This is a genomic window from Streptomyces sp. NPDC028711 (assembly GCF_055565415.1).
Map to the genome: position 1 here is coordinate 86,050 of NZ_JBVHUJ010000005.1, position 11,925 is coordinate 97,974.

At 70.7% G+C, this 11,925-nt stretch carries 10 protein-coding genes and 1 pseudogene; 3 read left to right on the forward strand and 8 right to left on the reverse strand.

Translation table 11 applies throughout. The annotated features are described in order from the left end of the window. Positions 1-9: 9 nt before the first annotated feature. The 8 genes and pseudogenes from ACZ4VK_RS18310 to ACZ4VK_RS18345 all read right to left on the reverse strand — a co-directional run. Positions 10-210, reverse strand: a pseudogene (locus ACZ4VK_RS18310) (carbonic anhydrase); the annotation flags it as partial. 301 nt (positions 211-511) lie between these two features. Then, positions 512-970 (reverse strand): CBS domain-containing protein, encoded by a 459-nt coding sequence (locus tag ACZ4VK_RS18315; protein ID WP_468353380.1) that lies wholly within the window; start codon positions 968-970, stop codon positions 512-514. 65 nt (positions 971-1,035) lie between these two features. Continuing rightward, positions 1,036-3,504, reverse strand: a complete 2,469-nt coding sequence (locus ACZ4VK_RS18320; RefSeq protein ID WP_468353381.1) for an MDR family MFS transporter — start codon at positions 3,502-3,504, stop codon at positions 1,036-1,038. Positions 3,505-3,514: 10 nt separating this feature from the next. Beyond that, positions 3,515-3,649, reverse strand: a complete 135-nt coding sequence (locus ACZ4VK_RS18325; protein ID WP_468353382.1) for a hypothetical protein — start codon at positions 3,647-3,649, stop codon at positions 3,515-3,517. Between the two features lie 157 nt (positions 3,650-3,806). Then, a complete protein-coding gene (locus ACZ4VK_RS18330; RefSeq protein WP_468353383.1) occupies positions 3,807-5,018 on the reverse strand; it encodes a PucR-like N-terminal domain-containing protein in 1,212 nt (403 codons plus the stop codon). A gap of 216 nt (positions 5,019-5,234) precedes the next feature. Beyond that, the gene (locus ACZ4VK_RS18335; protein ID WP_468353384.1) at positions 5,235-6,179 is read right to left on the reverse strand and encodes a hypothetical protein; all 945 of its coding nucleotides are present in this window, start codon (positions 6,177-6,179) and stop codon (positions 5,235-5,237) included. A gap of 73 nt (positions 6,180-6,252) precedes the next feature. Next, the gene (locus ACZ4VK_RS18340) at positions 6,253-7,890 is read right to left on the reverse strand and encodes a DUF6801 domain-containing protein (protein WP_468353385.1); all 1,638 of its coding nucleotides are present in this window, start codon (positions 7,888-7,890) and stop codon (positions 6,253-6,255) included. A 117-nt stretch (positions 7,891-8,007) separates the two neighbouring features. Beyond that, positions 8,008-8,643, reverse strand: coding sequence for a hypothetical protein (locus tag ACZ4VK_RS18345; RefSeq protein WP_468353386.1), 636 nt, complete (start codon positions 8,641-8,643; stop codon positions 8,008-8,010). Positions 8,644-9,260: 617 nt separating this feature from the next. Here ACZ4VK_RS18345 and ACZ4VK_RS18350 point away from each other — a divergent pair. The 3 genes from ACZ4VK_RS18350 to ACZ4VK_RS18360 all read left to right on the forward strand — a co-directional run bounded on the left by ACZ4VK_RS18350 (position 9,261) and on the right by ACZ4VK_RS18360 (position 11,925). Then, the gene (locus ACZ4VK_RS18350; protein ID WP_468353387.1) at positions 9,261-10,274 is read left to right on the forward strand and encodes an ABC transporter ATP-binding protein; all 1,014 of its coding nucleotides are present in this window, start codon (positions 9,261-9,263) and stop codon (positions 10,272-10,274) included. Positions 10,275-10,350: 76 nt separating this feature from the next. Then, positions 10,351-11,115, forward strand: coding sequence for an MlaE family ABC transporter permease (locus tag ACZ4VK_RS18355; protein WP_468353388.1), 765 nt, complete (start codon positions 10,351-10,353; stop codon positions 11,113-11,115). Positions 11,116-11,118: 3 nt separating this feature from the next. After that, positions 11,119-11,925 carry an MlaE family ABC transporter permease gene (locus tag ACZ4VK_RS18360; protein ID WP_056555096.1) on the forward strand — a complete coding sequence of 269 codons (807 nt, stop codon included), beginning with the start codon at positions 11,119-11,121 and terminating at the stop codon, positions 11,923-11,925.

The following is an 11,925-nucleotide window of genomic DNA, read 5'->3' on the forward strand; positions in this document are numbered from 1 at the left end:
CGGGCGGTGTTCGCGTACGGCCGGTACGGCGGTCAGATCGTCACCGCGCACGAGGGCGCCGATGGCGCCGCAGTGGGAGTGGTCGCAGACCACGACCCGGGAGTCGGAGCAGGTGATGAACAGGACCTCGGGCGATGGGCCCTCGGCCAGTCTGACGAACTCCTCAGGGCGCTGTCCGAAGGTGCGGGCGTTGTCGATGAGGGGTTGCATGGTCGCGGTGACTCCTCCTGGCGCGCGTGGGGGCGCGTCGGGCCTACAGGACAGAAGGCCGGCCGATGAGGGCTCACTCCGTCGAGAGCGCTGGGGGGTTGAGGTGTGACGGACCGTCTGTTCACTACCTCATGCGTTCATCAACGAATGGTCAAAGGCCGGTCAAGAATCACCATAGCTCGGCAAAGTGGTTCGCTGGGTGAACTGAACGTTTCCATCCGAAGAGAGCCTGAAAACCGAAGTCGGTTGGCGTGAAACAGCAGCCCCCGCAGAGGGCAGCGGCCGCCCTCTCCCCGACGGCTCACGGGACGGTGAGGAAGTGCTCCATCAGCCGGGCCGCCGTGATCGCGCCCGCCGTGCGGATGCCGTCGCCGTCGGCCATCACCACCGCCACAAGGGGTGTATGCGTACGGGCCATCACCGCGGCGATCTCCAGCGCGGTCGCGTCCGGGCCGACCACCGTGGGCATGGTGCGGTGCGGCGGCAGCCACTGAGCCACCGTCAGCCCACGCAGCTGCTCGGTGAACGACTCGGCGTCCCCGCCCCGCAGCGCGCCGGCGAGCGTGGGGTCCTGCACCACGAACTCCGGCACCATGACCTTGAGCAGCTGCGAGCCCGGCACGATCGCGTACGGCCGCTGATCCCTGTCGAGGACGAGCAGAGCGGGCAGCCGGTGCTCGACGAACAGGCGGGCGGCTGTGACGGCGTCGTCATCCGCGGATACCGACGGATACGGCTCAACCAGCTCAAATGCGCGCATACGAGAGGCTCTCATCCCGACCGGCCTCCACGCACGCACCCGCCCACCGTGCGTCCGGTGGTTCCTCAGCCCGCCGCGCCCTCCGAGGGCCTCACCCTGACCATCACCCCTCCGACCAGCGCCCCGACCAGCAGGACCCCGGCCGCCGCGTACTGCAGCGCGGGGTCCAGATAGAAGTGCCCGAGTGCTCCGCCGAGCAGCACGAAACCGAACTCGGCGCCCACGTGCTGGTTCACCATGACGAGGCCGGCCCGGCCGCCGGAGTCCCGCGCGGCGATGCCCTCCATGACGGTCGAGTAGAGCACCGTGCCGGCCACTCCGAGCCCGAGGCCGAGGCAGACCATGGCGAGGAAGGTGCTGAGGACGGAGCCGCCCATGACCGGCTGGACGAGCAGCCCGACCGCCGCGACGAGCAGACCCGGCACCAGCAGGGCGCGCGGCCCGACGCGGGGCAGCAGCCGGGCGGAGATCAGCAAGGAGCCCATGAGGAACGAGACGGTCAACAGCACGACGGCCACGACCGTGGACACCGTTCCGACGTCGGCGTTCAGGAAATGGTCGAGGGGCGGAATCACGGCCGTCAGGGCGAGCCCCATCAGGAACAGGGTGAGCGACGCGCCGAGACCGTCGCGGGTCCTCGCCGGGTACGTCGGCAGGATCGCGCTCGTCGAGGCCTCCCGCTGCCGCACGGCGAAGGCCGCGATCAGGAGGACGCCACAGAGGAGAGCGAGGAGAGGGAGGGGAGCTCCCCATCCGGACGCCCCGGACTCGGTGAAGCCGTAGAGGAGGACGGCGACGCCGCAGGTGCTCAGCAGCGCGCCGAGCGCGTCGAAACGGGCGGGAGCCCGGCCGCCGGACCGGTCGCGGACCAGGGCCGCGGTGCCGATGAGGACGAAGACGGCCAGCAGGACCGTGAGGAACAGGGACATACGCCAGTCCATCAGATGGGCGAGCGGCACCGCGAGGAACAGGGGGAGCACGGAACCGCCGAGACCCATCAGGCCGTAGATCCCGATCGCCTTCCGGCGTGCCTTCGGCTCGGTGAACTGAGCCGCGACCAGACCGAAGGAGGCCGGGGCGATCAAGGCGGCGAAGGCACCCTTGAGGACCTGGCTCGAGACCAGCATGGCGGGCCCGGCGGACAGGGCGGCGACGGCGGTGGCCACCGCGAAACCGGTCAGGCCGATGAGCAGCGTCGCCTTGCGGCCGATGAGGTCCGCGAGGTGCCCGCCGACGAGCAGCAGCGCGCCGAATGCCAGGGCGTAGCCGAAGTACACCCACTGCAGGACCGAGGAGCTCACAGCCACGTCGGCGGCGATCTGAGGCAGCATCCGGGCCGTGGTCGTCACGTCGAGCACCACGAGCAGTTGCGCGAGCACGGCCATCGCGAGGCCCCACCAGCGCGTGACGTGGGGTCCCCCGCCCTCGTCCGCCGGGCCGAGGGGCGCGGCTGCGGACCAGGCGCCGGGCAGCGGGGGCGTCGGCGGTCCGAATCCCGCCGGGGCCGTCGGATCGTAGGGGTTCGAGGCGTAGGTGGGCGGTGGCGTGGACGGCGGCAGGGGGTACGAGGTCGGCTGGGCCTGAGCGGCGGGGGAAGCGGACTGGACCCGTGGGTCCGGCCGCGCGCCCCGCACCTCCGGGGTGAAGTCCAGCAACTGCGCCGCTCTTCGCCCCAGATGGGCGAGGACCGACCCGGGCAGCCACTCCTCGGCCCGGTCCGTGACCGTGCGCTCCCTGACCTGCGCGGGCGTGGGCCGCTTCGCCGGGTCCTTGTCCAGACACGCGCGCACGAGATCGACGAGCGAATCCGGTACGCCGGTGAGGTCCGCCTCCTCCTCCGCGATCCGGAACAGATGCGCGTTGAGGCCGGTGTCCGTGGCGCCGAAGAGCAGGCGTCCGGTGGCGGCGTAGACGAGTACCGCGCCCAGGCAGAACACATCGCTCGCAGGGGTGAGTTCGCGGCCCCGGACCTGCTCCGGAGACATGAAGCCGGGGGAGCCGATCAGCATGCCCGTGCGGGTGAGCAGGCTGTCCCCGCCGATGCTGTCGAGTGCGCGGGCGATTCCGAAGTCGATGACCCGAGGGCCGTCGACGGTCACCAGCACGTTCGACGGCTTGAGGTCGCGGTGGATCAGGCCCGCCTCGTGGACGGTCTGCAGGGCGAGGGCGAGACGGTCGGCGAGCGTGTGGACCGAGTGCTCGGGCAGGGGGCCGAAGTCCTTGCCGACCACGGTGGTCAGGTCGGGGCCGGGGATGTACTGGGTCGCGACCCAGGGCACGGCCGCCTCGGTGTCGGCGTCCAGGACGGCAGCCGTCCAGTCGCCGCCCACCCGCCTGGCCGCGGCGACCTCGCGCGCGAAACGCCTGCGGAACTCGGGGTGTTGGGCGTGCTCGGCCTGGACGACCTTCACCGCGACCGTACGGCCGAGATCGGATCGGCCCAGATAGACCAGGCCCATTCCGCCCTCGCCGAGGCGGGCTATCAGGCGGTAGGGGCCGATGTGCGTGGGGTCCTGCCCCGTCAGCTGTTCCATGGCGGAGAGGTCAGCCCCTCAGGTGCGGGCTCGGACGGCGGCACACCGTGTCGGTCCACTCGTCCGGGCCGGTTCGGGCGGCGGCAGCGGCGACGCGCGCGGGTGGCCGCTCGGTGCGGAGGTGCGCGATCTCGTCGTCGGTCATGCGGTGATCCCCCTGGATAGGCTGAGGAGATCAAAATTAGAGTAACCGCCCTGGCGGTGCCATGGATTGCCGGAAAAGGCCCGGACCTTTGGCCGGTCACGGGCCCGACCCGTCCGGGCGGATCCGGCCGAGGGGGAGCAGGCCCCGTCGGATCCGGTCAGTCGGCGTGTCTTCGGCCGGAGAGGTGGAGGGAGCGCAGGGCCGCTTCCAGGGCGAAGCGACGGTCCGGGTCGAGGAGGCGGTCACCGAAGTGGCTGTCCAGGTTCCGCAGCCGGTAGCGGACCGTCTGGGCGTGTACGCCGAGCATCTCGCCGACCTGCTCGGCGGGGGCCCGGGTCGAGACGTGGACGCGCAGGGTCTCGATCAGCCGGTCGCGTCGGGTGCCGGACAGGCCGTCCAGCGGGGCGAGTTCGCGGGTGGCGAGCTGGGCCACGAGGGCGGGGTCGGACAACAGCCATAACGTTGTCAGATGCTCCTCGCAGTGCACGACGGGGGCGTCCGGCACGACGCCCTCGTCGATGAGTTCGAGGACGCGCCGGGCCCAGCGGATGGAGTGGGCCGCCTGCCCCGGCGGCACGGTGAGGCCGACGACGGCGGGCGTGCCGGCCAGGGCGGAGCCGAGCATCGCGAGGCGTTCGGCGGTGAGCGGGCCGGGGATGAGCAGATGCGGCTGGGGGAGGCTGAGGTCGGCGAGGACGTCCCGGTCGAGACCGGCCTGGACGAGTTCGGCGACCGGCGGGCGGAGGGCGACCAGGGTGCATGCGGCGGGGAGCTGCCAGGAGGCCTCCCGGCACAGTTCGGCGATGGTCGCCCGGGGCAGCGGCGGGCCGGCGACGACGAGGTGGAGCAGCTGTCTGCGCAGCGCCGCCACGTCGGTCACCGTGCGGGCCTGGGCCATGACGTAGCCCTCGCGGGAGAGGGCTTCGAGCTCGTCGACGTAGGCGAAGAGGGCGTCCGCGAAGGCCAGGATGAGGGTGGGGGAGAGGTTGTACGTGCGGCCGATGCTCTTGGCCCGGCGGAGTGCGATGCGCGCGCCGAGGCGGTAGGCGCCCTGCAGGGTGTCGAGGTCGCGGCCCTCGTAGGCCTCGACCCGGCCGAACTTGCGCAGGAGTTCGTCCCGGAGGGCCGAGTGCGTCCCCGGCACCGCGACCCGTTCCACGAAGGCGGCCAGGGCCTGCTCGACGCCCTGGCGGATGGCGTCCGAGTGGGGTCCGTTGAAGAGGTGGGCGTACACGGGGTAGGCCCGCTGGATCTCCACGCCTATCTCCTTGATGAGGCCGGGGATCTCCGGCCTCATCAGGTCGGCGAACTCGCGGGGGAGCGGGTCGAGCGGTTCACCGGTGCTCGGTGAGTGTGCGATTGCGGGCATGGACCGATCCCTTGCTCTTCTGCGCGACCGGTGGGGGGACGGCTGTGGCGGCGCCCTGCCTGATGTGCGGGGCGCCGCCACGGCCGTCAGGTGCGTACCTGCGGGGACTGCCGAAGCTAAATCAACTGCTCGGTGCTGTACACAACTTGCGCAAGAGTTGGCGCCCGGGGAGGGCGTGCGCCGTGGAGTCGGCCGGGAATCGCCCTTCGATGGCCGTTACTTGACCGCGGAGTGCCAGTTCTGGGACATGACCTTTCCGGCGTCGGGGGCGACGACGCCCGGCGCGTACAGGCCCGTCAGATACGTCTGGGTGTTGTTGAGGGTGAGGCTGTTCTTCCCGGCGGCGGAGGGCAGCCCGGTCTTGAGGTTGACCGCGCCGTCGATCAGGCCGAGGAGTCCGAGGCCGCAGCCGCTGGCGCCGGGGACGGCGAAGGTCTTGTCGACCTGGGTGGAGCCGAGGAGGTTGAGGCGGCTCATGTCGCCCTCCTCGTTCGGGGAGCCGTCACCGTTGAAGCGTTCGACCGCGAAGGAGGGGGACGTGGCGTTGCTCGGGCGCAGCATGATCGGGTTGGACCTGGTCCCGATGTAGCAGTTGCTGCCGAGGAACGGGTTCTGCAGGTGGATGCGGACCGGGATCTTGACGATCGGCATGTCGGTGAGCACGCCCGCGATCTGGTCGAACTCCGAGGGGGTGCCGACCGATTCCACGGTGGCGGTGATCTTGTTGAGCCGGGCGTCGGACAGCTGCCGGCAGATGTCGGTGATGAACGGGATGTCGCTCGGGCACATCAGACCGAGGAGGCCGCCGGGGACGGTGGCGGAGTCGGCGATGAGCGATCCCGCGGGGGGTGCGACGACCGTGCTGGTGCCGTCGGCGTTCTGGACGACGCCGATCTGGAGGTCGGTCCTGCCGGTGACCACGGTCGTGTTGCCCAGCTTGATGGAGCCGCTGGCGGAGGAGGAGGAGACGCACTGCGGCGCCTTGTCGAGACCGTCGGCGGCGAGCATCGCCGGCGCGTCGACGGGACAGCGGGTGAACGGCGCCCAGCTGCCGTCCAGTTCGGGTGCGGCCGCGGTCGCGGTGCCCAGGGAGGCGAAGGCGCCGAGCGCGGTGAGGGCGGAGAGGGTGGCCAGGCGGGTGCGGGAGGAGACGAGGGGCATGGCGGAGCCTTCCGTTGACGGGAGGAGGAACGAGGTGTGGTCGGGGTGGAACGAGGGGGCGGGAACCGTCGGCTCAGCGCTCCGGCCTGGGGACCACGTACGGCTGCCGGTCTTCGGTGCACTGGCCCTCGGTGGGTACTTCCACCATCACGGCGCAGGTCTGGCCCTGGATCTGCTTGATGTGGTTGCCGGGGCCCGAGATGGAAGCGGTGAGGAGCCGGTCGAGGTTCTCGCCGCCGGCGCCGCAGTTCTTGAAGGCGGGGATGGTCACCTCGCCGGTGAGCGGGCCACCGCTGGTGAGGAGGTAGCCGACGGCGTCGCTGCCGTTGATGAGCTGTCCCTCGCCGAGGAGCACCAGGTGGTCTCCGGGGTACTTCGCGGGGTCGGGCTCGGGAGAGCGGAGCGGTTTCTCCGTGCGGCAGGAGGGGCCGACGTCCAGGAGGGTGCCGTTGACCCGGACGTCCAGGACGCGCAGGACCAGGGGGGCGCGGACGTATGTCTCCGCGGTGTTGTCGGGGAAGGAGAGGGTCATGTCCGACGAGACCGTCATGGGCCCCGCCTGCTCCAGGACCATCGTCGCCGTGGCGGGCATGAAGTCGAAGGTCAGGAAGGTGGACGTGAAGGGCGGGGTCTCCTTGCGCCCCTGGTGGTCGAGGGCGGCGTCCGACGTCTGGAGGAAGTGCGGGGGTCCCTCCGGCGGGAAGACGATCTCCGGACTGCCCTGCTCGATGAGGACGCAGGACACCGGGATGAGCGAGGCGCCCTTCAGCTTCCCCACGTTGGCGTAGCCGGTGATGTACGCGGTCAGCGACGTGGAGGTCGGTTCCTTCTTGACGCAGGGCGGCGCGGCCGGGCGTTCCCCGGGGGCGGCGTCGGGCGCGTCCGCCTCGGCGGTCCTGGGGCCCCGGTCCGGCCGTGGACCGGACTCCGGGTCCTTCGGGGGCGTCCGCGGTCCGTCCGGGGGCGTCTCCCGGTCCGTCGGGGGTGAGGGCAGCGGTGGGCCGGAGGACGGGGAGGGTGCCGGGGGAGTGGACGACGAGGGGTCGGCCGACGGCGCGGGGGGCGCGCTCGGGTCTCCGGTGGCCCCGGCGCCGATCGGGACCGTGGCCAGCACGTGGCCGCCCTCCGGGCCTTCGCCGGGGACGCAGGTGACGGCGACGGACGGGGGCGTCGTGGCGGCGCCGTCGGCCGTGGCCAGGGCGAGGTCGATGCGCAACGCCTCCGCCGTAAGGGTGAGTTCGCCGGCGCTGTCGGTCGTCAGGGCGGGGACGGCGCCGGTCGTCGTGAGGGTGAGGGAGCCTTCGGCGGGTACGGGGACGGGCTGCGCGGTTCCGCGCCAACCGGCCTCCGTGCGCTGCCCGTTCTGACCCGCGCCGACCGTGAGCACCGTCTCCGCCCGTGCGGTGGCGGCCTGGAGCGAGCTGAGGTCGGCCGCTGCCGCTGCCGGGAGTTCCACCGTCGTGCTGACGTCGGAGGGCTGGACCGCCTCGCCGACGGCCGCGCGGTCGGGGACGGTCGCCTTGATCCGTACCGTCGCGGGCTGTTCGCCCGAGGGCAGGGCGCAGCGATAGGGGAGTTCGGTGTCGATGTCGTACGAGCCCAGGGCGACGGCCGCCGCGGGGAGCAGGGGGGCGAGTGCCATGAGTGCGGCGATCGCCGCGCCGCGTGCCTGGGCGCGGGAGGGTCGCAGGGCGGCTCGCTGGCCTCTCATCTGGTGCTCCGCTCGGGTCGTGCGCGCGCGGGCGCGAAAGGGGTGCGGTCGGGGTACGGACAGGCCCGCGTCCGCCCGGCCGGGGTCACCGGCCGGGCGGACGCGGGTTCCCGCGTGTTACGGGTTGGAGCCGACGATCTTCGGGATGGTGGTGGTTCCCGCCACCTTGACGAGGTAGGTGCCCTTGAAGGTCGGCTTGGCGCCGACCGGTACGGCGGAGCCGCAGTTGGTCGACGAGACGACCGTGAGCTCACCGGCGAGGCTGTTGACGGCGAGCGCGCCCGTCGAGTTGGTGTACGTGCCGGACGCCTTGCCCGTCACGCGGAAGACGCAGGCGCCGACGGTCACCTTGGCGTCGACGTTGCCGACGTAGCCCTTGGTGACGCCGGTCGAGGCGGTGTAGTCCTGCGCCACCACGGTCCACGGGGTGGTCGCGACGGTGGTCACGTTGCCCAGGACGCTGGTGCAGGGTGCGCCGCTGGCGCCGAAGGCGATGGCGCTGATGGAGCCGACGGTCGCCGGGTTGCCGTTGGCGCTCTGCATCGTGCCCGAGGCGTTCGACTTCGTACACGTCATGGCGATGCCGTTGACGCTCAGGACGACGTTCCCGCTGTTCGTCGCGGCGAAGTTGGCGGGCGACGGGGTGACGGTCCAGACCGTCGAGGCCACCGCGGAGGCGGGGCTGACGGCGAGGGCGAACGCGGCCGTGGCGGCACCGGCGACGACGGCGACGTTTCTCATGGGCTTCTTCATAGCTCTGGGACTCTCCTTGGGGATTGACCGGCAGAGGGTGGCCGCGGTGGGGGTCGAGCGGCCCGCGGCCCGGTGATTCTCGGCCGCGAAACCTGACGTTACTTGCGGGAAACTTAGCTGAACAATGGCGCAGTTCATGATTCTTTGAAGAGGCCGAATTGCCTGTCAGGCGGGTGAGCGGTGTCAGCGACCCGCTTGGTTCCGGGGTGCGCAATGTCGACAATTATGATCGATCAGGCGAACTGTGGAAGGTGGCCCGCATTCGACGCCCGCGACGGCCGGCGGGATGTCACCTGCTCTCGCCGGTGACAAAAGGCGAGGGAAAACTGTTGCCCGTCTGACAAGTATTCCGGCGTTCGGTCACGTCCCGGGAAAACTCGGATTCCGGTATTGCCGAGGAAGGTTACTCGGCCGTAGCGTTCCGGGGGCGGCGACCAGCCGCAGGTCGGCGCAGTTCCCCGGGCCCGACCTGTCTCGGCGGAGACAAACGACGAGCCACGCCTTGTCTCCGCGGTGACAAATACGGGAGCGGATCAAGGATTTTGCCGCCCGGCTATTGTCCGGGTGATCCGCACCGACTTACCGTGCGCCCGCGGCGCACGCTTGCTGGAGGTGGGATGGGAATCGAAGTAGTCGTTGAGGGTCTGACCATGTCCTTTGGCAAGCAGAACATCTGGCAGGACGTGACACTCACCTTGCCGGCCGGAGAGGTGAGCGTGATGCTCGGCCCTTCCGGCACCGGGAAGACGGTCTTCCTGAAATCGCTCATCGGGCTGCTCAAACCCCAGCAGGGCCGCGTCCTCATCAACGGGGTCGACATGGTCAGCAGCCCCGAACGCGACATCTACGAGACCCGGAAGCTCTTCGGCCTCATGTTCCAGGACGGCGCCCTCTTCGGCTCCATGACCCTCTTCGACAACATCGCCTTCCCGCTGCGCGAACACACCCGCAAGCGGGAGTCCGAGATCCGGCGCATCGTGATGGAGCGCATCGAACTCGTGGGCCTCCTCGGCGCGGAGGGCAAACTGCCGGGCGAGATCAGCGGAGGCATGCGCAAGCGCGCCGGCCTGGCCCGCGCGCTCGTGCTCGACCCGCAGATCGTCCTCTGCGACGAACCGGACTCCGGCCTCGACCCCGTACGCACCGCCTATCTGTCCCAGCTCCTCATCGACCTCAACGCGAGGATCGACGCGACGATGCTGATCGTCACCCACAACCTGGACATCGCCGCCACCGTCCCCGACAACATGGGGATGTTCTTCCGGCGCAACCTCGTCACCTTCGGCCCCCGCGAGGTGCTCCTCACCAGCGAGGAACCGGTCGTCACCCAGTTCCTCGCCGGGCGCCGCGAAGGCCCCATCGGCATGTCGGAGGAGAAGGACGCCGCCCTCCTCGCCGCCGAGCTCGTCGACGCCGCCCACCACCGGCCGCCCGGACCCCCCGTCATCGTCCCGCAGCTGGAACCCTCGCCCGGTCTGCCGCCCCGCGCGGCCGTCGCGCGACGCCGTGAACGGGTCCTCGGCATGCTCGACAGCCTGCCGCCCGCCGCCCGCGCCGCCATCCGCGACACCTACGCGCGGAGCGCCGCGGCGCCCACCCTGTCCATGCCGGCCCCGGGGAGCGTCTCGTGACCATCCTGACCGTGCCGGCCTCCGGGAGCGCCAAGCCCGCCGCGGGAAACGCCCGGCGCGCCACCGGGAGCGGCTCGTGATCACCGGCGCGCTGCGGCAGACCGGCCGTCTCTTCGCGCTCACCGCCGAGGTGAGCCGGGCCGTCTTCCGGCGGCCCTTCCAGTTCCGGGAGTTCCTCGAACAGTTCTGGTTCATCGCGAGCGTCACCATCCTCCCGGCCGCCCTCGTCTCCATCCCCTTCGGCGCCGTGATCGCCCTCCAGGTCGGCTCGCTCACCCAGCAGTTGGGCGCCCAGTCGTTCACCGGAGGTGCCAGCGTCCTCGCCGTCATCCAGCAGGCGAGCCCGCTCATCGTCGCCCTCCTGATCGCCGGCGCCGCCGGCTCCGCCATCTGCGCCGACCTCGGCTCCCGCAAGATCCGGGAGGAGCTCGACGCGATGGAGGTCATGGGCGTCTCGCCCGTCCAGCGGCTTGTCGTCCCGCGCGTCCTCGCCACCATGGCGGTCGCCGTGCTCCTCAACGGGATGGTCTCCGTCGTCGGCACCCTCGGCGGCTACTTCTTCAACATCGTCCTCCAGGGCGGCACCCCCGGCGCCTACCTCTCCAGCTTCTCCGCCCTCGCCCAGCTGCCCGACCTCTACATCAGCGAACTCAAGGCCCTGATCTTCGGGTTCATCGCCGGCATCGTCGCCGCCTACCGCGGACTCAACCCCCGCGGCGGCCCCAAGGGCGTCGGCGACGCCGTCAACCAGTCCGTCGTCATCACCTTCATGCTGCTGTTCTTCGTGAACATGGTGATGACGGGGATCTACCTCCAGATCGTCCCGCCGAAGGGGGGCTGACCGATGGCCTCCCCGTTCGTCTGGCTCGACCGCTCCGGCGACCAACTCCTCTTCTACGTCAGGGCCCTCCTCTGGATCCCCCGGACGCTGCGCCGCTACCTCAAGGAGGTGCAACGGCTGCTCGCCGAGGTCGCGTTCGGCTCCGGCGGCCTCGGCGTCATCGGCGGCACCATCGGCGTCATGATCGCGATGACGCTGTTCACCGGAACCGTCGTCGGCCTCCAGGGGCACGCGGCCCTCGAACAGATCGGCACCGCCGCGTTCACCGGATTCGTCTCCGCCTACTTCAACACCCGGGAGATCGCCCCGCTCGTCGCCGGACTCGCCCTCTCCGCGACCGTCGGCGCCGGATTCACCGCCCAGCTCGGCGCCATGCGCATCAACGAGGAGGTCGACGCCCTCGAAGGCATGGGCATCCGCTCCATGCCGTACCTGGTCACCACCCGCATCATCGCGGGCGTCGTCGCCATCGTCCCGCTGTACGCGATCGGCCTGCTCTCCTCCTATCTGGCCTCCCGCTATGTGACCGTCCTGTTCAACGGCCAGTCCCAGGGGACGTACGACCACTACTTCAACCTCTTCTTGTCACCGACGGACGTCCTCCTCTCGGTGCTCAAAGTGCTGATCTTCAGCGTGATGGTGATCATCGCCCACTGCTATTACGGCTTCCGTGCCTCCGGCGGCCCCGCCGGCGTCGGCATCGCCGTCGGCCGTTCCGTACGCAACGCGATCGTGCTGATCAGCGTCACCGACTTCTTCCTGTCGCTGGCCCTCTGGGGCGCGACCACAACCGTGAAGGTGGCGGGGTGA